General features: G+C 55.0%; 20 protein-coding genes. 6 read left to right on the forward strand and 14 right to left on the reverse strand.

Annotated elements, in window-relative coordinates:
* Positions 1-2: 2 nt before the first annotated feature.
* The 7 genes from Q0O33_RS00845 to Q0O33_RS00875 all read right to left on the reverse strand — a co-directional run bounded on the left by Q0O33_RS00845 (position 3) and on the right by Q0O33_RS00875 (position 7,514).
* Positions 3-299 carry a hypothetical protein gene (locus Q0O33_RS00845; protein WP_295494763.1) on the reverse strand — a complete coding sequence of 99 codons (297 nt, stop codon included), beginning with the start codon at positions 297-299 and terminating at the stop codon, positions 3-5.
* 184 nt (positions 300-483) lie between these two features.
* Positions 484-693, reverse strand: a complete 210-nt coding sequence (locus Q0O33_RS00850; RefSeq protein ID WP_366048023.1) for a hypothetical protein — start codon at positions 691-693, stop codon at positions 484-486.
* Positions 694-821: 128 nt separating this feature from the next.
* Positions 822-1,691, reverse strand: a complete 870-nt coding sequence (gene galU / locus Q0O33_RS00855) for a UTP--glucose-1-phosphate uridylyltransferase GalU (RefSeq protein ID WP_295494943.1) — start codon at positions 1,689-1,691, stop codon at positions 822-824.
* A gap of 37 nt (positions 1,692-1,728) precedes the next feature.
* Complete coding sequence (gene msrA, locus Q0O33_RS00860; protein ID WP_295494766.1) at positions 1,729-2,262, reverse strand: peptide-methionine (S)-S-oxide reductase MsrA; 534 nt, start codon at positions 2,260-2,262, stop codon at positions 1,729-1,731.
* A 9-nt stretch (positions 2,263-2,271) separates the two neighbouring features.
* Positions 2,272-5,334 (reverse strand): efflux RND transporter permease subunit, encoded by a 3,063-nt coding sequence (locus tag Q0O33_RS00865; protein WP_295494769.1) that lies wholly within the window; start codon positions 5,332-5,334, stop codon positions 2,272-2,274.
* Positions 5,335-5,337: 3 nt separating this feature from the next.
* On the reverse strand, positions 5,338-6,393 hold the full coding sequence (locus Q0O33_RS00870; RefSeq protein ID WP_295494772.1) for an efflux RND transporter periplasmic adaptor subunit: 1,056 nt from the start codon (positions 6,391-6,393) through the stop codon (positions 5,338-5,340).
* A gap of 161 nt (positions 6,394-6,554) precedes the next feature.
* Complete coding sequence (locus Q0O33_RS00875; RefSeq protein ID WP_295494774.1) at positions 6,555-7,514, reverse strand: L-threonylcarbamoyladenylate synthase; 960 nt, start codon at positions 7,512-7,514, stop codon at positions 6,555-6,557.
* A gap of 51 nt (positions 7,515-7,565) precedes the next feature.
* On the opposite strand from Q0O33_RS00875, the gene Q0O33_RS00880 reads away from it, so the two are divergent.
* Both Q0O33_RS00880 and Q0O33_RS00885 read left to right on the forward strand, forming a co-directional pair.
* Positions 7,566-9,302, forward strand: a complete 1,737-nt coding sequence (locus Q0O33_RS00880) for an acyl-CoA dehydrogenase (protein ID WP_295494777.1) — start codon at positions 7,566-7,568, stop codon at positions 9,300-9,302.
* On the forward strand, positions 9,299-10,114 hold the full coding sequence (locus Q0O33_RS00885; protein ID WP_295494781.1) for a DUF815 domain-containing protein: 816 nt from the start codon (positions 9,299-9,301) through the stop codon (positions 10,112-10,114). Before Q0O33_RS00880 ends, Q0O33_RS00885 begins: the two co-directional genes overlap by 4 nt.
* On the opposite strand, the gene Q0O33_RS00890 is transcribed toward Q0O33_RS00885, so the two are convergent.
* The 3 genes from Q0O33_RS00890 to Q0O33_RS00900 are packed head-to-tail and all read right to left on the reverse strand — an operon-like array spanning position 10,111 to position 14,641.
* Positions 10,111-11,433, reverse strand: coding sequence for a sorbosone dehydrogenase family protein (locus tag Q0O33_RS00890; protein WP_295494783.1), 1,323 nt, complete (start codon positions 11,431-11,433; stop codon positions 10,111-10,113). The two genes, Q0O33_RS00885 and Q0O33_RS00890, sit on opposite strands and share 4 nt — an antisense overlap.
* 13 nt (positions 11,434-11,446) lie before the next feature.
* Positions 11,447-11,629 (reverse strand): hypothetical protein, encoded by a 183-nt coding sequence (locus tag Q0O33_RS00895; protein ID WP_295494786.1) that lies wholly within the window; start codon positions 11,627-11,629, stop codon positions 11,447-11,449.
* A gap of 45 nt (positions 11,630-11,674) precedes the next feature.
* Positions 11,675-14,641 carry an L-glutamate gamma-semialdehyde dehydrogenase gene (locus tag Q0O33_RS00900; protein WP_295494789.1) on the reverse strand — a complete coding sequence of 989 codons (2,967 nt, stop codon included), beginning with the start codon at positions 14,639-14,641 and terminating at the stop codon, positions 11,675-11,677.
* Positions 14,642-14,870: 229 nt separating this feature from the next.
* Here Q0O33_RS00900 and Q0O33_RS00905 point away from each other — a divergent pair, with 229 nt between their 5' ends.
* Entirely contained in the window at positions 14,871-15,887 is a 1,017-nt protein-coding gene (locus Q0O33_RS00905; protein WP_295494791.1) for an esterase-like activity of phytase family protein, read from the forward strand.
* 38 nt (positions 15,888-15,925) lie between these two features.
* Here Q0O33_RS00905 and rpmB read toward each other — a convergent pair whose 3' ends face one another.
* Positions 15,926-16,216 (reverse strand): 50S ribosomal protein L28, encoded by a 291-nt coding sequence (gene rpmB / locus Q0O33_RS00910; protein ID WP_125230549.1) that lies wholly within the window; start codon positions 16,214-16,216, stop codon positions 15,926-15,928.
* Between the two features lie 131 nt (positions 16,217-16,347).
* Between rpmB and tadA the strand changes: the two genes are divergently transcribed.
* On the forward strand, positions 16,348-16,803 hold the full coding sequence (gene tadA, locus Q0O33_RS00915) for a tRNA adenosine(34) deaminase TadA (protein ID WP_295494796.1): 456 nt from the start codon (positions 16,348-16,350) through the stop codon (positions 16,801-16,803).
* Here the strand turns inward: tadA and yghX are convergent.
* From yghX to Q0O33_RS00930, 3 genes are read right to left on the reverse strand one after another with little or no spacing between them, the layout of a single operon-like run.
* The gene (gene yghX / locus Q0O33_RS00920; RefSeq protein ID WP_295494799.1) at positions 16,800-17,705 is read right to left on the reverse strand and encodes a YghX family hydrolase; all 906 of its coding nucleotides are present in this window, start codon (positions 17,703-17,705) and stop codon (positions 16,800-16,802) included. The two genes, tadA and yghX, sit on opposite strands and share 4 nt — an antisense overlap.
* 10 nt (positions 17,706-17,715) lie before the next feature.
* Positions 17,716-18,516, reverse strand: a complete 801-nt coding sequence (locus Q0O33_RS00925) for a LytTR family DNA-binding domain-containing protein (RefSeq protein WP_295494802.1) — start codon at positions 18,514-18,516, stop codon at positions 17,716-17,718.
* Complete coding sequence (locus Q0O33_RS00930; RefSeq protein ID WP_295494804.1) at positions 18,513-19,649, reverse strand: histidine kinase; 1,137 nt, start codon at positions 19,647-19,649, stop codon at positions 18,513-18,515. Before Q0O33_RS00930 ends, Q0O33_RS00925 begins: the two co-directional genes overlap by 4 nt.
* An 89-nt stretch (positions 19,650-19,738) precedes the next feature.
* Between Q0O33_RS00930 and Q0O33_RS00935 the strand changes: the two genes are divergently transcribed.
* Together Q0O33_RS00935 and Q0O33_RS00940 are read left to right on the forward strand one after the other, a co-directional pair.
* The gene (locus Q0O33_RS00935; protein WP_295494807.1) at positions 19,739-20,332 is read left to right on the forward strand and encodes an HD domain-containing protein; all 594 of its coding nucleotides are present in this window, start codon (positions 19,739-19,741) and stop codon (positions 20,330-20,332) included.
* Positions 20,333-20,452: 120 nt separating this feature from the next.
* Positions 20,453-20,578, forward strand: a complete 126-nt coding sequence (locus Q0O33_RS00940; RefSeq protein ID WP_295494809.1) for a hypothetical protein — start codon at positions 20,453-20,455, stop codon at positions 20,576-20,578.
* Positions 20,579-20,619 lie beyond the last annotated feature (41 nt).

Genomic DNA, 20,619 nt, shown 5'->3' on the forward strand with positions numbered 1-20,619 from the left:
GTTCACAATTTGCGCAAGAGTATCCGATGCCCGGGTTCCTGCATAAATGAAGCGGTCACGTCGAAACCCCGGCGACCTTCTCCCTGATCAATTGAAAACCCGGGAATGCGCCTCACCATATCGAGCGCTGTCACGGGTGCGTAAGAAGCAAAAAATTCAGGGTCGAATTTCCGGCTACCCTTTGATACCAAGGACATATCGGCGTTGGCTTTATCGACATTCGCATGCGCAACGCCGAGCAAAGACAGGATAGACGCTGCTGTGGCCAGCAACGCTCGCCGAATTTTTAAACCAAACATGGAAAACCTACCATTTAGTCCACAATATTCCTGTTCATTGCGGCGTTAACACGGGCTAGCAGAGTGTCATTATGGTGCTCCAGCTGCCTTCGACCAACGGGCCATTGGGTCGACAAGCCGCAAGAGGGATAACGCTTCAGCCGTTTGTCGATGTTTCTCACACGTAAACGGTAAGGTGGCGTTGTTACCCGCCGCCCCGCTCGTCCTCGATCTGATCACGAATGTCTTTCGCTTTCTCGCAGGCATCTCTGTCGCCATCGGCGCAGCGTTCTTGGGTTTTTTTCAGCTGCCGGGAGAGTTTTCCGATGTTTTCTTCGCGCTTACGCATGTCACGTCCACGTTTTTCATCCGACTCAGACTGGCTGGTAGTGAGGACATCGGCGGTTTTGGACATAATCTTCACAGGTGCTGTGACAACGTTTGAGACCACGGACGCAACGCACCCCTGCAACAATATGATCGGCGCTATCACCAACATCAAACGTATATTTCGTCCCAAAGCACATCCTCCGGCGTGACAAGTTATTTAAGCAAATTCAATGCAATCGCTCGAATCCGCTCTGCCATATCTGGTCGCTGTAGCGCTAGTGCTAAATTTGCCTCGATATATCCCACTTTAGATCCGCAGTCATAGCGGTTGCCGTTAAATGTCACGGCATGAAAAGGTTGCTGGCCGATCATCTGTGCCATGGCATCAGTAAGCTGTATTTCACCGCCAGCGCCTTTTTCCTGACCTTCTAGTATGCGCATAACCTCCGGCTGAAGGATATAGCGCCCAGATACGATCAAGTTCGAAGGCGCATCCTCAACCTTTGGTTTTTCAACTAAGCCCAATACTTCGGTCACCGCGCCATTCGCCGCGCCCGGGGCAATCACACCATAGCTGGAAACAGCATTGCGCGGCACTTCAAGCACGCTGATGACGTTTCCGCCAATCTGATGATACGCATCGACCATCTGCTTCATACATCCCGGCGATCCGTGCATAAACTCGTCGGGTAGGAAGATGGCAAAGGGCTCATCGCCGATAATATCACGCGCGCACCAGATAGCATGGCCAAGACCCAAGGGCTCTTGCTGCCGAACATATACGCAATTGCCGGGACTAAGCCGCGTGTTTGCCAAAACCGAGACGTCTTTACCGCGTGAGGTCATGGTATGCTCAAGCTCAAACGCGATGTCGAAATGATCCTCAATGACACTTTTGCCACGACCAGTGACAAAAATCATCTGCTCAATACCCGCCTCGCGGGCTTCATCCACCGCATATTGGATGAGCGGGCTGTCGACAACCGGCAGCATTTCTTTGGGAATGGCTTTGGTCGCGGGCAGGAAACGCGTTCCCAAACCAGCAACAGGAAAAACAGCTTTTCGGACAGGCTTATGAGGCATCATATCTGCTTAACGTACGAAACAACAAAGTCTAGGCTCAGTTGGCAATCCGTGCGGCAAATCCTTTTTTTAACTTTGCCAATTTTGGCGGAATAACCGCGAGGCAATATGGGTTACGTTGTCCTTCGCCGTCCCAATATTCTTGGTGATAATCTTCCGCAGGATACCAAGTCGCGGGCCCCTCGATCGTTGTCACAATAGGCGCAGGCCAATCAGCTGCGGCCTTTTGTATCCCCGCTTCTGCTTCGGCGCGCTGTTTGTCGGACAATGGGAAAATGGCCGAACGATATTGGGTACCAATGTCATTTCCCTGACGGTTCAACTGCGTCGGGTCGTGCGTCGCAAAGAATATTTCGAGCAAATCAGCGTAGCTGATAACTTCAGCATCAAAAGCAATCCGAATTGCCTCGGCATGGCCGGTATTTCCACCGCACACGTCCTTATAAGTCGGATCGATTGTGTGGCCACCAATATAGCCGCTAACGACGCCGCTCACGCCGTTCAATTGGCCAAAGACGGCTTCGGTGCACCAGAAACAACCTCCGGCAAAAATGGCTTCTTCGTGCGGCATAGTCTATCCTTAAGCTTGAGCAGAGTTTGCAGCCTTAGCCGCATCCCCGCGCACCACCAGAAGGTACATCGCTGGCGTCACGATACGTGATAGCAAAGTCGAAGAAATCAACCCCCCGATTAACACGATTGCCAACGGACCATAGAGGCTACCGCCAAATAAGGCGAGCGGCATCAGGCCGCCAATGGCAGTTACCGACGTCAGCAAAACGGGTAGAAAGCGCACCTCGCCCGCTTTCTCAATCGCTTCGCGCAAGCCAAGTCCGCGCTGTCGCAACTGCGTGGTGAAGTCGACCAACAATATGGAATTCTTAATCTCGATCCCGACCAAAGCAATAAATCCAATGATCGCAAGGAAGGACAGGTTATTGCCTGTTAGCAATAAGGCGATAAGGCCGCCAAATGTGCCCAAAGGGATAACGCCTGCCACCACCAATGCCTCTTTAAACCGACCAAATTCAGCAACCAATATGGCGAATATACTGAACAAGGCCACCATTACGACTGGACCGAAGCCCACGAAGGTGTCGTTTATTTTCTCCACCTCACCGCCGACCGCTATGGAATAGCCAGGCTTGAGCGGAATCTGGTCCATCCGCTTTTTCGCATCCATATTCACTTTGGACACGACAGCGCCATTGATGATCTGGGCCGTGACGCCAACATAGCGCTGTAGATTATAGCGATAAATGGCCGCAGGTGTGGATTCCAGGGTCGGCTCTGAAATCTCAGCCAATTGAACGGCCTGCCCGCTTCGGTTAGAAACATAAATCGATTCCAGCGCCGAAACCGGTTGCGTGCCTGCTAGTGGTAAGCGAACTACCACCGGGTAGCTGTCCCCTTCAGCGTCGCGATAGGTTCCCGCCCGCTCACCGCTGAGCGCAAGCCGTATCGCACGCCGCGCCGCGCCAGCGGGCACATCCAGCAATGCCGCTTTGGCATCATCAACGCGAATGTCCAAATCAACCTTATCAAACGCAACGGGGTTGTTGATGTCCCTGGTACCGGGGGTTTCGCGCAGGACTTGCTCCATTTGTCCCGCGAGACGCTTGAGTTCATCCTGATCAGGACCATAAACGCGGAATTCAACAGGGGCGTTGATGGGCGCGCCATTTTGAAACAACACCAGCTTAATCCGCGCACCGGATATCTGGTCTAACTTTGCGCGCAACCTTTCCACCATCGCCCGCGATTTTGCCCCTTGCCAATTGTCCATGATGGCGAGAACTTCGCCATGGGTCGGGTTTTCTCCGCGCTGAAAAACATTGTAGAAAACGGGCGGATTGTAAGACCCGACATTTTCTGCACGCACTTTGATCGCAGGCTCGGTTTTCAATATCGAAGACACTTGGGCGACAATGCGACCAGTTTCGGTGATGCTTGCGCCCTGTTCCGCCTCTATTGTGACGCGAAAATAAGATGTGTCGGCATTTGGAAACAGGCTGAAGCCAAGCAATGGCACAAGAAGAAATGCCGCGCATGTGCCGGCCAATGCCCCCCACACCGAGCGGCGAGGCCGGTCCAGCGCCCAATGGAGCATCGGGTGGTAAAAACGGTCAATCTTGCGCATCAGCCATTGCAATAACGGGCTGCCTTCCTCGGACTCATCACCTTTCAAGATGCGGCTCGCCAGAAACGGGACGATCGTGAGCGATACAATCATCGACGCCGTTATCGTTGCGACAATGGTGCCGAAAAAGCTTTGTGTAAATTTGCCCGCGCCTTCGGGCAAAAAGAATAAAGGCAGAAAGGCGAAGACCAACACCCCTGTCGACCCCAATACCGCCATGGTAATCTCTTTTGTGCCGTCAACCGCAGCTACGCTCCGGCTCTTCCCCATGCGTAAATGCCGAGCGATATTTTCGACCACGACAATCGAGTCATCGACCAACAGTCCCAATGTCAAAATGAAGCCTGCAACCACCAACTGGCTGAGGTTAAAGCCATAAGCCGATATCGCCAGTAACCCCGATGCAATCGAGAGCGGAATCGATATCATCACGATCATCGACGCCCGCCAGCCCAAGGGCAGCAAAGTCATCAGGACAAGAAACAGTGCAATGGCAAAGTCGCGCGCAAGCTCGTTCAAGCGCTTCCGAATATCCTTGCTTTGATCAAACTGGATAACGGCCTCTATGTCCGGCGGCAACAACTCCTGTTGTCTTGCAAGCTCCTCGACCAACAGGTTCCGTAATTTGGTCGCATCGGTGCCCTGTTTCTGATTGGCAGTAATGAAGACGGCGCGCTTGCCGTTGTGGCTTACTTTTGTGCGCTGTTCGGCAGCACTGATTTGTACGTCGGCTACATCTCCGACACGGATTATCGACCCGTCGTTGGTCCGGATCGGAAGGTTGTGAATTTTTTCGATATCACGAAACGCGCCGCCGGTTTCAACATTGAATCTGCGTGCACCGCTAATGACGGCGCCGGCGGGCACATCCGCACCGCCAAAGCGAATCGCATCGACCACGACGCTGGCGGGCAAACGCAACTCGGCAAGTCTGCCCGAATTGATTGCCACGCTAATTTCCGTTTGCGGCAGGCCGTAAATTTCAGCTTGCCGGACCTCTTTATATCGCCCCAAAGCCTCGCTGACATCGCGGGCATATTTCTCCATCCGGTACCAGCTGGCACTATCGCTCAGCAGCGCGATTTGCAGAATTGACGCATTCGTCGTGCGGATTTTCTCGAATTGCAGCGCCTGAAGATCTGACGGAAGCTGATTACGGATGGCGGTAACTTCACGCACGGTGTCGTTGAAATATTGGTCAGGATCACCTGACCAATCGAACTCGGCCCGAATGACCGCATTGCCGTCGCTGCTTGAAGATACGACACTTTGGACGTCCTCAAGCCCCTGAACCAGTTCCTCAATCGGCTTGGTAATGGTTTGTTCAATCTCTGCCGCATCGGCCCCAGGCTGCAATGCCACAATGGACACGACAGGCATTGAAAAATGCGGGTCAACCGCACGGGGAACCTGCTGAAACGCGGAAAAACCTAACGCGCAGAGCAACGAGAACAGCACAAGGGTCAGCTGCCATCGACGAATTGCGAACTCCGCGATATGCATGGACTAGCGCAGTCCCTTGACGATACGCACGGCAGACCCGGTGCGCAGTTTTTCCAAACCGGAGGTCACAATTTTGTCCCCGGGGCTTATACCTCCCGACACATTAACAAAATCATCCATGACCCGTTGAATGAGGACATTACGCGTTTCAACGCGGTTCTTGGCATCGACCACATACACCAAGCCTTCGCCGGTGCGGACGCCAAACAACGCACTTGCCGGAATTTGTAATATCGCACCGCTGTCCGACGCTGGCAGCTTTAGCGTTGCTGTGCCTATTTGTCCTGACCGCAATGTGGGCAGATTGGGAAGCCGGAACTGCACGGAAAACGCACCAGTGCCTGCGTTTGCGCGACCGTCTATTTCCGATATCGTGGCCGTCAGCGGTGTTTCACCTGCGGATTCAATTGATATATCTGCGGCCATGCCAACGCGCAGTTTCGACGCGTCACGGTCGACGATGGGGACGCGGAAGACAAAGCCTTCGTCAGCCTCACCCAACATCAGCGCTGGCGTTCCAGCAGCGATGACTTGCCCAGCCTGTACATTGCGCATCAACACAACGCCGCCGGATGGGGCGTAAAGCTGGGCAGTGCTGCTCGCGAAATCTGCTTGCCGCACACGCGCCTCTGCGCTCTTTAACATTGCCTCAGCCGCCTCAAAGCGCGCTTTGGTTATCCAACCATCGGCATAGAGCACGCGGACACGGTCAAACTCTGCCCGGACGCGATCTCGCTCTGCCGTCGCAACACTCATGTCGGCGCCAACATTTGTCGTATCGAGCGCCGCCAGTAACGCGCCGCGCTTAACAACGTCGCCTTCCTCAAACCGCACGATTGCGACCTTACCAGCGGTTGTAAAACCTAAAGGCGTTTCGCGGCGATAGCGTACCGTACCGACGGCGTTGATCTCGCGCTCTGCGTTTTGATTTCCTACAATGAATATCTCGACGGGCAAAGCGGCCTTGGGCGCGACTTTGGTTTCGCTCGCGCTATCGCTGCAGCCAGCAAGCGAAATTAGCACCAATAGGCCCGTCAAAAATTTTGAAGATACTGGCAAAAGGCCCTCCCGTGCACGGCTTGAGCGCCGATGATAGTGGAATAATCTTTAGGATGAAATAGCGTTTTAATATGCAACTTATTTTATGATTTGTTCCGCTCTAGCAAGGGGTCTGCAAGCGAAAAATTGTGGCAACTGCCTGCAGAAGAGAAGCAATTTCGTCACCTGGCGGCTGCTCTTGCGAGCCTGTCGTTTATGGCGATGCCAATGCCCTCATGCGGAATTGGCGCGACCGCGATAACATTGGCCAAACTCGCATCGGCATTGTGTAGTGCTTCAAATAAATTTGCTGCGGCCTGCGCCAAGTCACCAGTCGCCGAAAGGTTTTCGTCACCAGCTATTGCACCAAATCCGATCAGATACGCGTCCTGTTCTGGCGCGGTAATGTTCAGGCGGACGGGCTTGGACGGCGCATAATGACTGGCCATTTGGCCCGGCGCCTCAATCCCGCTCATGGGCACAGATAAAGGCGGGTATCCGAGCTTCTGTTCAATGTCCATGGAACTGACGGGGCCCGGTCTCAGCACCTGCCAACCATCATCGCGCACAGCAACGATCGTCGACTCCAGCCCCTTCGAACATGAACCCCCGTCTAATATCATCGGCACAGCCCCTCCTAGCCCTTTTAAGACATGATCCGCCCGCGTTGGGCTGATTGCCCCGCTCCGGTTTGCAGAGGGCGCAGCGAGGCTTAAATCGCTTTTTAGGAGCAATGCCTGCATCACCGGGTGGGCGGGGCACCGAATGGCAATTGTCGGTAGCCCTGCGGTGACCGCGCGGGCGACGGGAGCATTGGGTTGCAAAGGCAAAACCAGCGTCAATGGGCCTGGCCAGAAAGCCTCCGCCAATGCCTGTGCAGTAGCGTTAAACACACCAAGCTTTTCTGCGGCTTTCCGGTCACGCACATGCACAATAAGCGGATTAAAATCCGGCCGGCCTTTTGCGGCATAAATATGCGCGACGGCTTCTGCATTTTGCGCGTCCGCCGCAAGGCCGTAAACCGTCTCGGTGGGAATCGCTACAATCTGTCCGGCGTGAAGAAGCTGCGCCGCAGCGGTAATTGCAGCGTCGTCAGCGGGCACAACCCAGCCATTCCCCAAGGTATTTGAGCCAAACATCATTAGCGGCTATAGGCGGATGCATATCCGATTTAACAGGAAATTTTATCAACCATGGCGTTTTCAGCACCCGTTGCAGAACAAAATTTTGTCCTCAAGCATATCGTCGGCATCGATGCATTGGCGCAGCATGCGCGTTTTGCCGATGCGACGCCCGATATGGTGCAGGCCATCGTCGAAGGCATTGGCGCCTTTGCCGAAGGTGAATTTGCCCCGCTGAACCGCATTGGCGACACTGTTGGCGCACGGTTGATCGATGGCAAAGTTGTGATGCCGGATGGTTTTGTCGCGGCCTATAAATCTTATGTCGCCAATGGTTGGGGATCGATTAACGCGCCTGCGGAATTTGGCGGCCAGGGTCTGCCTTTTTCGATGGCGACCGTTGCGCTCGATTCGCTTGGCGGCGCGAATATGGCCTTTGCCTTGTGCCCGATCCTTTCCGTGGGTGCGATTGAAGCGATCAATCATCATGGCACCGACCGGCAGAAACAATTGTTTCTGCCCAAGCTGTCAACGGGCGCTTATTCGGGCACAATGAACCTGACCGAACCACAAGCAGGGTCCGACGTGGGCGCGCTGAAGTCGACCGCGACCCCGCGCGGCGATGGTACCTATCAAATCAAGGGCACGAAAATTTACATCAGCTTTGGTGATCATGACATGGCGGAAAATATCGTCCATCTGGTCCTTGCCCGCACGCCCGATGGACCCGCCGGAACAAAGGGCATTTCCTTGTTTCTGGTGCCCAAATATCAAGTCGATGCCGACGGTAGCATTGGCAAAGCCAATGATATCAAGGTCGTATCAATTGAGCATAAGATGGGTATCAACGCCTCGCCGACTTGCGTTCTGGCTTTTGGCGAAGAAGGTGATTGCGTCGGCGAACTCATTGGTCCCGAATTTGGCGGAATGCGCGCCATGTTCACGATGATGAACAACGCCCGCCTGAATGTCGGCTTGCAAGGGGTGCAAATTGCCGAAGCCGCAACGCAAAAGGCCATCTGGTTCGCGCGTGAGCGGGTGCAATCGGCGAAGGCCAGCGGCCCATCGCGTGAATCGGTGGCGATTGTCGAGCATCCCGATGTACGCCGCATGTTGATGCGGATGAAGGCAGGGACTCAGGCAATCCGTGCCTTATTATATCTCGCCTCGAGTTATGTGGATCACGCCACGCTGGGCGAGGCTGGCGCGCAGGAGATGGTTGATCTCCTCACGCCGCTGGCCAAAACTTATGGCACAGACATGGGCAGCGAAATCGCCTCGCTTGGCATTCAAGTGCATGGCGGCATGGGCTTTGTCGAAGAAACGGGCGCAGCCCAATATTATCGCGATATTCGCATCGCGGCGATTTACGAAGGCACCAATGGTATTCAGGCGGCAGACTTGGTTGGCCGCAAGCTCGCGATGCAGGGCGGTGATGTTATCCGCAATCACCTTGCCGCGATTTCGGCGGATGCGGCCGAGCATTCCGGCCTGTCCGCCCTTTGCGCGGCCACGGCCGAAGTAACCGAATATATGCTGGGCGCGGATGTCGATGATCGTTTGGCGGGCAGCTATGCGTATACCAATATGATGGCGGTCGTGACGTCCGGTTGGTTGATGTTGAAGCAACTGCGCGCCGCGCAAGCCGACATCGCCAATGGCGACAGCAGCGCCTTTTTGCGCAGCAAGGTCGCGGCATGCCGTTATTATCTGGATATCATGGTGCCAGAGGCTTTCGCGTTCAAAGGCACTGCGATGGCAGGGGCGGCATTGCTTTACGCGCTGGATGCAGAGGAACTGGCTGCTTGAACGAGCACACGCTCAAACGGATAGCCGAAGCGCTTGAGCGTCTGTCACCGCCGCCCGCGCCGCCGATCGATCTATCATCATCGCCTGCATATCATTGGAACGGATCGAATTTGGCAGCGGTGCAAGGTTTTAAGCCACTGCCCATTAACCTTATCGTCGGAGTCGATCGGCAAAAGTCCGATTTGTACGAAAATTGCCGGCGACACGCCTCGGGCGCTGCGGCGCATGATGTCTTATTGTGGGGCGCGCGCGGCATGGGCAAATCTGCCTTGGTCAAATCTGTGGTGGCTGCACTGCAAGAAGATGGCTTCTTCATCGCATTGGTCGAAGCCGCCTCCAGTCATTTGACTAGCCTACCCGCCTTGTTTGAAGAATTGGGCGCGTCGGGTCGGCGCTATCTGTTGTTCGTGGACGATATCTCGTTTGAACCGCACGACCAAAATGCACGGCTACTACGTTCATTGCTGGAGGGCGGCGTGGAGGCGCGTCAGAACAATGTCCGGCTATGCGTTACGTCCAACCGCCGAAACATCGTTGAGCGCGACGCCAAGGAACAGGCAGACGCGATGAATGCCCGCGATGCCATCGACGATAGTCTGGCCTTGGCTGACCGATTTGGCCTGAAACTGGGCTTTCAATATCCGGATCAGGACGCGTATCTGCACATGGTCAGCAGCTATGCCAGCCATTTTGACCTCGACTGGGACGAAGCCGACGCGCTGGGTTTTGCCCAAGGACGCGGCGGGCGTTCAGGCCGGATTGCGTGGCATTATGCCGTGGAACTCGCAGGCCGCGCAGGGCGGAAGATTTAATTCTTTGCGCGTACCCGCCAGATGATGTTGCCGACATCGTCGCTGACCAACAAGGAACCATCCTTTGCCATCACCAGCATCGTCGGGCGACCTTGCGCATTGCCATCCTTGTCCAAGAAGCCTGTTAGGACATTGACCGGCTTGCCCGCTGGTTCACCCTTCGGAAACGGCACGAAGATCACATTATAACCCGATACAGGTTTGCGGTTCCATGACCCATGGCGCGCAACAAATGCCCCTTGAGTCAGGCTAGCACCCAACTTGCCATTATAGCCAAAAGCCAAGCCAAGCGGCGCTGTATGGCTTCCAAGGGCGTAATCGGGGCGGCGTTCATATTCGCGCTTCTCGGGCTTTGGCGGCGACACGCGGGCATCGGTAAAACCGCCCCAATAATGTTGCGGCCAACCATAATCCGCACCAAATTCGACAAGCGCCAAATAGTCAGGCACCATATCGGAGCCCAACATGTCGCGTTCATTTACAACGCTCCACAAACGGCCCTTATTATCCCAATCCAGACCAACGGGGTTACGCATGCCAATCGCGTAAGGAATTTTCTTGTCCTTCGCGATGTCATATTCCAACACCATGGCACGGCCATTTTCGGTTTCCATGCCATGTTCGCCAATATTGCTGTTCGATCCCACCGCAATGTAAATTTTCTTGCCATCGGGGGACGCTGCAAGGTTGCGCGTCCAATGATTGTTGGGGGCCATTGCGTTGAACTTTGTCAGCTCTTTGCCCTTGGTGGTAATTTTGGTGTCGCCCAATTTATAAGGAAAAACGACCAAGCCATCGGTGTTGGCGACGTATAACTTTTCGCCAATCAGGACCATGCCAAATGGCGAATTCAGCCCGGTGAGGAATGGCGTTTTCAATTCGGCCTTGCCATCACCATCGGCGTCGCGCAGCAAGGTGATGCGGTTGGCCGAAGGGACACCGGCACCCGCCTTACCCATCAGCCATTTCATCACGAAACCCTCAACGCCGCCCACGTCACGTGGTGGTGAGTTTGTCTCAGCAACCAAAATGTCGCCATTGGGCAAAGTGTATAAATTACGCGGATGGTCAAGGCCTTCGGCAAAGCGTTCAACGATGAGGCCCGGCGCAGCAATCGGGGCTTCGCCAACTTGCCAGCGGTCCACCTCTGCAACAGCGATAGTCGGGAAAATCTGCGGGCGCGGCGCGGTTATTTCGGGCGACGCACCGGTAACCGCATCCAGCGGAAGCTTCGCAACATCCGGACGGGTGATGTACCAAATGCCGGCAAGTGCCAGAACAATGACGATCAAAATGATATTGCGCACATGCTTCCACATTTTATCTGATCCCTTAACGACGCTTGCGATCCATGATCCAGATGACCACCGCAATGACGGTGCCAATGGCCATGCCGATAACGGTTCCGGCAGACGGCTGGTCTACCGCAACGCCGACAATGGCCCCAATTAATAGCCCAAAGGCAATGAAGATGCCGCCGGCAAGGCGGGGCTGATTATTTTCTGTTTCGGACATATTGACCCTTTGCCACCAACTGCGATGCGCAAGCAAGCGTGATGTTTAACCATCATCCAATGACAGCAACGACGCATTGCCGCCCGCGCTTGTCGTGTCCGTGCTTGTCGTGCGTTCTGCGCAAAAGCGATACAGATAATGCGGCCCGCCTGCCTTGGGGCCGGTGCCGGATAGGCCCTCGCCCCCAAAGGGTTGGCTGCCAACCACCGCGCCAATCATGGATCGATTGATATACAAGTTACCGACGCGCGCCAGTTGTTCGACCACAGCACTGCTGCCAGCAATACGGCTGTGCAGCCCCATCGTTAGACCAAAGCCCTTGACATTTATCTTGGCCACCGTCGCTTCCAACGTGCCCGCCTTCCACGTTGCCAAATGCACCAATGGACCAAAATATTCGCGGTTTAGATCGTTTATATCGTCCAGCTGGATAACCGTCGGCGGCACGAACAGGCCATCGGCTGGAACAGGTATTTCGTGCATGATACGGTCTTTCACGCTGGCACGATATGCCATGAGTGAATCATAGGCCGCCTGATCAATAACTGGCCCAATATCCGTGGCTGGGTCAGCCGGATCGCCCATATTCAGCGTATCCATCGCGCCGCGCAGCATTTCCAGCGTATGTTCCGCAATATCTTCCTGCAACAGCAACAGCCGCAGCGCCGAACAGCGTTGGCCAGCGGATTGGAACCCCGACACGATGACATCGCGCACAACTTGTTCGGACAAAGCGGTGGAATCGACAATCATCGCGTTCAAGCCGCCTGTTTCGGCGATCAAAGGCACTAAGGGCCGATCATCATCGGCCAGCAGATTACGGGCAATCGCCTTTGCTGTCGGAACGGAGCCTGTGAAAACGACACCCGCGATGCGGGTATCGGCCGTAAGCGCCGCACCAACATCGCCTGCGCCCGTCACAATCTGCAGCGCGCCATTGGGCACGCCAGCCTTATGCGCCAATGCCACAGCGAACCTGCCGATTGCAGGCGTCTGCGGCGCTGGTTTGGCAACCACCGTATTGCCTGCGACTAAGGCGGCGACAAGCTGGCCAATGAAAATAGCCAGCGGGAAATTCCATGGGGCAACGGCGATCCACACGCCGCGGCCTTCATGGCGCAGGACATTGCGTTCGCCCGTCGGCCCGGGCAATTCAACAGGGACCAAGTCGATGCGGGCGCGCGCGGCATAAAAGCGACAAAAATCAACCGCCTCGCGCACTTCGGAAAGCGCATCGGGAATTGTTTTGCGCGCCTCTTGCACCGCAATGGCCATCAACTGGCTGCGATTTTCCTCTAACAAATCGGCCAGACGATCAAGGCAATCGGCGCGCGCTTCGACAGGCGTGCTTGACCATTCAGGATAGGCCGCCAGCGCAGCGGTCACAGCCTCTGCCGGACTTACACTTGCGTCACCATTCACATTCACGGGCATGGTGACGGCGGCAACGGTTTCCTGCAATATAATTGCATCATCTAGATCTAGGCCGCCACTGTTCACGCGCTCTGGCTGATACAGGTCTGCAGGCGCGGCAATCGCAGGATGGGGCATGCCGCCAACAACCATGATTTTTTCCACCGGGTCCGCCAATAATTCGTCTTCGCTGATCGATTGATCCGCCAATTGATGGACGAAACTGCTGTTCGCGCCATTCTCTAACAAGCGGCGGACAAGATAGGCCAGCAAGTCGCGATGCCCGCCGACCGGCGCATAGGTGCGGCAATTATAGCCTTCCGCTCGCACGAGGCGGTCAAACAAACCCTCCCCCATGCCGTGAAGCCGCTGGAATTCAAAATCGCGCTGTTTGCCCGTCCATTGCAGGATAGTCGCAACCGTCAAGGCATTGTGCGTCGCAAAGGCCGGGCGGATGTTGCGCGCGGCAAGCATATCCTTGGCGCACGCAAGATAGGACACATCGGTCGCGGCCTTGCGCGTGAACAACGGAAAGTCGCTCAGGCCACGTTCCTGCGCATGTTTGATTTCGCTGTCCCAATATGCGCCCTTCACCAAGCGTACTTGCAAGATGCGCGACGTATCGCGGCCCAAGGCGTCGGCCCAAGCGAGCACAGGACGGGCGCGCTTGGAATATGCCTGCACCGCCATGCCGAGCCCATCCCAGCCGAATAAGGCTGGATCGCGCGCGACCTGCTCGATGATATCGAGGCTCATCTCCAGCCGTGCCGCCTCTTCGGCATCAACCGTCAATTGGACCCCCAGCGCAGACGCAGAACGCGCCAATTCGCGCACCATCTCGGCAAGTTCCGGCACGCATTTTGCGCTTTGCGCAGTTTCATAGCGCGGGTGGAGCGCGGATAATTTAACCGAAACACTATGGCCACGTGCGGGGTTACGGCCAACGGCGGCAACGGCGGCGGCATAGGATTGGAAATAACGTTCGGCATCCGATTTGGTCCGCGCCGCTTCGCCAAGCATGTCAAAGCTCGCAGTAAAGCCGCGATTGTCCTTCGACTCCATGCGCTTCATCGCTTCGTCAATGTCACGGCCCATAACGAACACTTGGCCCATCAGGCGCATCGCCGCACCGACAGCCTGCCGCACAAAGGGTTCGCCAGCCTTTGCAATCAGGCGTTTCAATGTGCTTGTGCTGTCGCCCAGGACGGCCTTACCCAGCACCAAGCCCCAAGTGGCACTGTTGACCAGCATGCTGGACGATTGCCCCTTATGATCGCTCCAATCGGCATCTGTGAGCTTGTCGGCAATCAGAAGGTCCGCCGTCTGCGGATCTGGCACGCGCAGGAACGCTTCGGCCAACGACAGCAACGCCGTGCCCTCTTCGGTGCCTAAGCGATATTGCTGCAAAAAGGAGTTTACCCAGCCATCGGCCTGCGCCTCCCGCAAATCATCCAGCAGGCTGCGCGCACTGCGCACGATATCGCCCCGCATTTCCCCATCGACCGTGGCAGCCACGACCAATGGTGCCAGCACTTCCGTCTCGGGCTTGCGATGATAAGAGCGGAGAGACAGGCGCGTGGAATCGAGTGATGCGTTCATAGCTGCGCTTTGCAGGATAATGCCAAAACAGACAAGTTTCACTTGTAACGAAAAAGCCAGCCTTCGAGCGAAGACTGGCCTTTTCGATTCATGTCTAAAGCTGAATCCCTGTTCTGCTTGGTGCCAAATAAGGTTCAAGGGCAGTGCCGGACAAATAGGCGATTTGCTTTAGCCAGAATTGACTTATGAACATCGATCATTGACCCGACGGTGAACGCGGAGGAGTGACATGTCAGCAAAGTTGAAACGTCTTGCGCTCATCATCGCCTTGGCCGTGCTCGCCGTCGGCGGCGTGCGCACGATTTATCCGAGCGACAGCCAAGTCATCAGCTTGCGACCGCTGATGCTCAATCCCGACAACCCCGCCCAGCGGCAGGTGGGCGCTCTGGAATTTGTCGAGGCATGGGAATTACGCAGCAGCAACGAAAATTTCGGCGGTATTTCGGCACTGGTTTCTGTGGGACATAGCCGTTTTGTCGGGATTGGCGACGCCGGAACACTCATCCGTTTTGGATGGACCAAGGATGGGCGGATCGACCGCGCCACCATCACCCCGCTGCCAAATTTGCAAGGTCCGAATGTGTCTTACAAAGACCGCGATAGTGAGGGACTGGCTTATGACCCCGATAGCGGCCAATATTGGGTGAGTTTTGAAGGCAATCACGCGATCCGGCGGTATTCAAAATCCTTCGTCCAACAAACGGGCATGATACGGCCCGCAGCTTTGCAAAAATTGCCGCGCAACAAAGGTGCGGAGAGCATAGTTCGCCTGCAGGATGGTCGGTTTATCATCATCGCCGAGAGCCTTGACGACGACATGCACAGCGCATGGATATTTTCTGGCGACCCGGTTGAAAGCGCCACCACCGCCACGCCCTTCAAATTCCGTCCGCCAAAGGGCTACCGCGTGACCGATGCGGTGCAACTGCCCGATGGGCGAATTGTCATTCTCAATCGCGCCGTCGGGTTTCTATCGGGATTCACCGCGAAGCTATCGTTGCTGAACCCCGAGAGCATCAGTCGCGGCAGCGTGCTTTCGGCGGACGTCATCGCATCGCTTGCCGCGCCATTGCTCGTCGACAATATGGAGGGGATTGCCGTCACGGGCGCAGGGAACAAATTGTTCCTTTGGCTGATCTCGGACAATAACTTCACCTTGCTCCAAAGAACGATATTGATGAAATTCCGTTTGAACCGACAAGCGGACAGCAAAAAGCCGGAAGCAGATACTGCCCCCGGCTTGTGATTCGCTTTCGCAAAAGGCCGCGTCAGCAGCCCTTGGCCTTACGCCGCAGCTTTTTGCTTCTTGGCGATTTCTTTTTTCACTTTGCGCGCATTGGTCGAAAGCTTCTCATCCGAAGTCTTCAACAACCAATTGTCGAGACCGCCAACATGCTCAACCGAACGCAGACCGTGGGTCGACACGCGGAACTTGTAGCCTTGCTCAAGCGCGTCCGACAACAACGTAACATTCTGCAGATTTGGCAGGAATGTGCGCTTCGTCTTGTTGTTGGCGTGGCTCACATTGTTGCCGACCAGACGGCCTTTACCGGTGAGTTCGCAGATGCGCGCCATGATATATGTCCTGTATAAAATAAGTGTATGCGGAATCACTGACCCGCGAAAGTCGCTGCCCCTAACCCTCCACGCCGAAAAGGTCAAGCCGATGTGTGGCCAAAAGCGGGAATCTGCGCTAGCAAAATGTCATGTCCCTAACCAAAGCCCGCGAAATGATGAACGAAGCGCTCAATCTCGCGCAATATGCCGCTGTACAAGGTGAAGTGCCCGTTGGCGCAATCGTCGTCAAGGATGGGATCATTATTGGACGCGGTGCCAACCGCCCGATGGAAAGCCATGACCCCACCGCGCACGCCGAAATCATCGCCATTCGGGAGGCTGCAGCCTATCTTGGCAATGACCGCCTGACCGGATGTGACCTATGGGTAACGCTGGAGCCCTGTGCGATGTGTGCGGGTGCGATTGCCCATGCCCGCATCGCTCGGCTCTATTATGGCGCGGACGATGCCAAGGGCGGCGCTGTCACCCATGGCCCCCGTTTGTTTGAACAATCGACCCTGCACCATAAGCCGGAGATATATGCCGGCATCGCCGCAGACGAATCTGCTGCCTTGCTCAAAAAATTCTTTGCGGAACGGCGTTAACGCAGATTTTCGTCAAAAAATGCCAGCGTGCGGTCCCAAGACAATTCCGCCGCTGCTGTGTCGAAACGCGGCGTGCTGTCATTGTGGAAACCATGCTGTGTTCCCGGGTAGAAATGCACGTTGAAACGCTTCTGGTTCGCAATAAGCGCGGCCTGATAGGGTAACCAGCCTGCGTTAATCCTCTCATCCACCTCGGCATAATGGATCAACAACGGCGCCTTAATCGCAGACACTTCTGCCACCCTTGGCTGGCGCCCATAATAAGGCACCGATGCCGCCATTTCGGGATAGGCCACCGCCAGCGCATTGCACACCCCGCCGCCATAGCAAAAACCAACCGCGCCGACCTTGCCTGTGCTTTCGGAATGATCCCGCAGATATTCAAAGCCGGCAAAGAAATCCTCCAACAACTTGGCTGGGTTCAACTTCGCCTGCAAAGCGCGACCCGTCTCGTCATTGCCGGGATAGCCGCCGACGGAGGACAGACCATCTGGACCCAGCGCCATATAACCCGCCTTGGCCAAACGCCGGACAACATCCTCAATATAAGGGTTAAGCCCGCGATTTTCGTGGATGACCAGCACCGTCGGTAGCTTGCCCTTTGCCTTGGCGGGTTTAGCTAACAAGCCATTGATGCTTCCATGACCATCGGGACTTGGCACGATTACGCGTGAGGTGACGATGGCGGGGTCATCCGCCTTTACCTGCTGCGCCAGCGCGTAGTCGGGCTGCAGCTGATTAAGGATCATCAATCCTGTCACGCCCGCTGCGGCAAATTTGCCCGCCTCACGCATGAATTCCCGCTTGGTCATCTTGCCATGGACATAGCCATCAAAGATTTCGAGGATATAGGGATGAAAATCGCTGGCCTTCATGCGGGTTGGCGTATTGGCTGGCTGCATGCCTAACTCCTTAATGGACGAAACGGGCAACGACGTCGCGGTACGACCGGCTAACCTTCACCTGCGCGCCTGATTCCAGCACCAAAAAGCACTCGCCATTGGTATGGGGCTTCACTTGGCGGACCTGATCCAAATTGACGATCGTGGAACGGTGCACCCGTTGGAAGGTGCGCGGGTCGAGCCGTTTTTCCAAATCCTTCATCGTTTCACGCAGGATTAGCGAGGTTTCGGCGGTATAAATGCACATATAATCGCCCGCCGCATCAATGCGTTCAATACTCGCGACATCAACGCGGAAAATCTGACCGCGATCCTTGACGTTGATCAGCTTTTCAAAGCGGGTGGATGCCAAATCGTCATCCAATGATCCCAAATTGTCCGCCGCATTTGGCGCAACTTCGTTGATAACCGTGCGCAGGCGGTCGAGTTCTTCTGATGTCCGCTTTTCGGACAGCCGGCTGCGCACGCGGTCCATGGTGTCAGCCAGCCGTTCGGGTTCCACAGGCTTCATCAGATAATCGATGGCCTGCGCCTCAAACGCCTTAATGGCATGTTCGGAATATGCGGTCACAAACACAAACAAGGGTGGGTCGATGTCCATCACGCCTTGCACAACCGAAAAGCCGTCAAATCCCGGCATTTGAATATCTAAGAAGACCAAGTCAGGTTTTAGTGTCTTGATCTTGCGAATGGCCTCGCGACCATTGTGGCAAGTGGCCACAATTTCGATATCATCAAAGGGTTGAAGCCGTAGTTCGAGACCTTGAATGGCCAGCTTTTCATCGTCGACCAATATTGTACGAATGCTCATGCGGATTTCATTCCTTGCTGTTGCGCCCCCGCTTGATTGTCTTCCCCTGCGATCATCCGGTTTTGATAGGGGAGTTCTAATAACACCTCAAATCCTCCCCCGGCCTTTACATAATGTTCAAAGCGTTGGTCCTCGCCATAAGCTTGCGACAGTCGCTCGCGCGTGTTCGCCATGCCGACACCTGTGGATAGGCTGTGGTCTTGTTGTCCCGGCTGCAAGCCCGGGCCAGTGTCCGAAACGGTAATCCGCACCCTTTGACCGACGAGTTGAGCGGTCACCGAAATATCCGCGCCCTCTTCCTTGGGCGTGACCGCATATTTGATAGCATTTTCCACAAGTGGCTGCAGCAACAACGAAGGCACCAATGCGTTTTCCACCGATGGTTCGATGATGAAATATGTCCGCAACCGTTCTTCAAACCGCATTTTTTCAATATCGAGATATAGTTTTAACGTCTCAATTTCCTGAGTTAGCGGCACTTTCGCAGCCGCTTCATTGATCAGCGTAAACCGCAAAAATGAGGACAGGCGCGACAGCATAGCATTGGCTTGGTCTGTCTGTTTCAACAGCACTAAGGTCGAAATGCTATTCAATGTGTTGAAAAGGAAATGAGGGTTCAGCTGATAGCGTAACATCGTAAGTTGCGCGCTGGTCGCCTGCGCCTCTAGCCGCATCATCTGGTCGGCTTGCTCTTCTGCGCGCACAAAATAATTGATGGCGTAATATAAGGCGGACCATGCCGCGAGCAGCACTGAGTTGATATAAATCGCCGCCAGCCATAATTGGGCAAAAGGCGTTTCATCGACCCCGTCACGAATGGTTTGCAGCACCCACACGTCCACATAGGCATAACCCAAAGTCGCGAGCGAGACAGACACGAAGGTCAGGCTCCATGTGATAAACGGCCGCTGATCAATCAAGAACCGGTATATCACCGAAAGAAGCAGCGTGATCGAATAGCCCGTCACCGCAGAAATCAGGATGGGCACCAAGAAGCTGACGGGCTGCCCCTGCGCAATACCGGAAGCTGCGCGCAATATGACCGCGCCCGCCCAACCAGCCGAGTGCAAGTTCCAAAAAGCGCGATTCTTGTCCGAGAAGAAGGGTTTATCTGTAAGCTCTAATACCGCCATATTTTCGGTCTAGCCGCTTTTTGCGCGCGCATGAAGCCCTTGTTTCGTCGGCCAAGGCTGTTACACATTGCAGGCGAGAGGATAGTAAAATGGACAGCCAAGAAGACCGCGCAACTTTTCATGATATGGCGCAGAGCACGCAAGAGGATTGGCAGATCATCATGCGGCACAATATCCCCTTTTCGCAAGATGGCGGACGCCGGATTTTGGACCATCTGAAATTGCTCGACGGTGATTTTGGCGGCTTTGCAGTCGACCGGCTGACACATTCCTTGCAAACCGCGACACGCGCCCATCGCGATGGCCGGGATGAAGAATATGTGGTGATGGCCTTGCTGCACGACATTGGCGATACGCTGGGCGCAGCCAACCATCCCGACATTGCAGCGGCGATATTGAAACCGTTTGTGTCAGAAAAAATTCTTTGGATTGTGCAGAATCACGGCATTTTTCAGGGGCGTAATTTCTTCCACCATCTCGGCCTTGACCGCGACATGCGTGAGCAGTTTCGCGGGCATGAGTGGTTTGCCGATACCGAAGAATTTATCGACAAATATGACTGCCCATCCTTTGATCCGGATTATGACACGCTGCCGCTTTCATTTTTCGAACCGATGGTGATGAAGCTTTTCCGTAGCCCGCTCAATAGCATCTACAAAAGGGCGGTAGAGGCGGTCGCTTAGATCGGTCATTTTGCGCGCGCCCTTTTAATGAGGGGCGTTCATGCTTATCTTCTTGTGATATGGGTCAGTGCATTCTGACCCAAGCCTAAATTGCGCACGACTGCCTCAAAGGAAAATATCATGGCGAAGAGCCAAAAGAAGTCGAGCCGCGAAGTCCGCAAGCCAAAAGCAGAAAAGCCCAAAAAGCAAAACGCATCAAACCCATCGACAAAGGGCAATCCAGCGGGCTTAGGCCAGAAAAGCTGAGGCTTTAACGCTTAGATGCTGACCGCTATATGCGTTAAGCG

This window comes from Sphingorhabdus sp. EL138, assembly GCF_945862485.1.
Taxonomy (GTDB): domain Bacteria; phylum Pseudomonadota; class Alphaproteobacteria; order Sphingomonadales; family Sphingomonadaceae; genus Sphingorhabdus_B.

Excerpts from the sequence above, each read along its gene's own strand:
- Q0O33_RS00845 (WP_295494763.1), bottom strand. The coding sequence starts at position 299 with ATGTTTGGTTTAAAAATTCGGCGAGCGTTGCTGGCCACAGCAGCGTCT.
- Q0O33_RS00850 (WP_366048023.1), bottom strand. The coding sequence starts at position 693 with ATGTCCAAAACCGCCGATGTCCTCACTACCAGCCAGTCTGAGTCGGAT.
- galU (WP_295494943.1), bottom strand. The coding sequence starts at position 1,691 with ATGCCTCATAAGCCTGTCCGAAAAGCTGTTTTTCCTGTTGCTGGTTTG.
- msrA (WP_295494766.1), bottom strand. The coding sequence starts at position 2,262 with ATGCCGCACGAAGAAGCCATTTTTGCCGGAGGTTGTTTCTGGTGCACC.
- Q0O33_RS00865 (WP_295494769.1), bottom strand. The coding sequence starts at position 5,334 with ATGCATATCGCGGAGTTCGCAATTCGTCGATGGCAGCTGACCCTTGTG.
- Q0O33_RS00875 (WP_295494774.1), bottom strand. The coding sequence starts at position 7,514 with ATGATGTTTGGCTCAAATACCTTGGGGAATGGCTGGGTTGTGCCCGCT.
- Q0O33_RS00880 (WP_295494777.1), top strand. The coding sequence starts at position 7,566 with ATGGCGTTTTCAGCACCCGTTGCAGAACAAAATTTTGTCCTCAAGCAT.
- Q0O33_RS00890 (WP_295494783.1), bottom strand. The coding sequence starts at position 11,433 with ATGTGGAAGCATGTGCGCAATATCATTTTGATCGTCATTGTTCTGGCA.
- Q0O33_RS00895 (WP_295494786.1), bottom strand. The coding sequence starts at position 11,629 with ATGTCCGAAACAGAAAATAATCAGCCCCGCCTTGCCGGCGGCATCTTC.
- Q0O33_RS00900 (WP_295494789.1), bottom strand. The coding sequence starts at position 14,641 with ATGAACGCATCACTCGATTCCACGCGCCTGTCTCTCCGCTCTTATCAT.
- Q0O33_RS00905 (WP_295494791.1), top strand. The coding sequence starts at position 14,871 with ATGTCAGCAAAGTTGAAACGTCTTGCGCTCATCATCGCCTTGGCCGTG.
- rpmB (WP_125230549.1), bottom strand. The coding sequence starts at position 16,216 with ATGGCGCGCATCTGCGAACTCACCGGTAAAGGCCGTCTGGTCGGCAAC.
- tadA (WP_295494796.1), top strand. The coding sequence starts at position 16,348 with ATGTCCCTAACCAAAGCCCGCGAAATGATGAACGAAGCGCTCAATCTC.
- yghX (WP_295494799.1), bottom strand. The coding sequence starts at position 17,705 with ATGCAGCCAGCCAATACGCCAACCCGCATGAAGGCCAGCGATTTTCAT.
- Q0O33_RS00925 (WP_295494802.1), bottom strand. The coding sequence starts at position 18,516 with ATGAGCATTCGTACAATATTGGTCGACGATGAAAAGCTGGCCATTCAA.
- Q0O33_RS00930 (WP_295494804.1), bottom strand. The coding sequence starts at position 19,649 with ATGGCGGTATTAGAGCTTACAGATAAACCCTTCTTCTCGGACAAGAAT.
- Q0O33_RS00935 (WP_295494807.1), top strand. The coding sequence starts at position 19,739 with ATGGACAGCCAAGAAGACCGCGCAACTTTTCATGATATGGCGCAGAGC.
- Q0O33_RS00940 (WP_295494809.1), top strand. The coding sequence starts at position 20,453 with ATGGCGAAGAGCCAAAAGAAGTCGAGCCGCGAAGTCCGCAAGCCAAAA.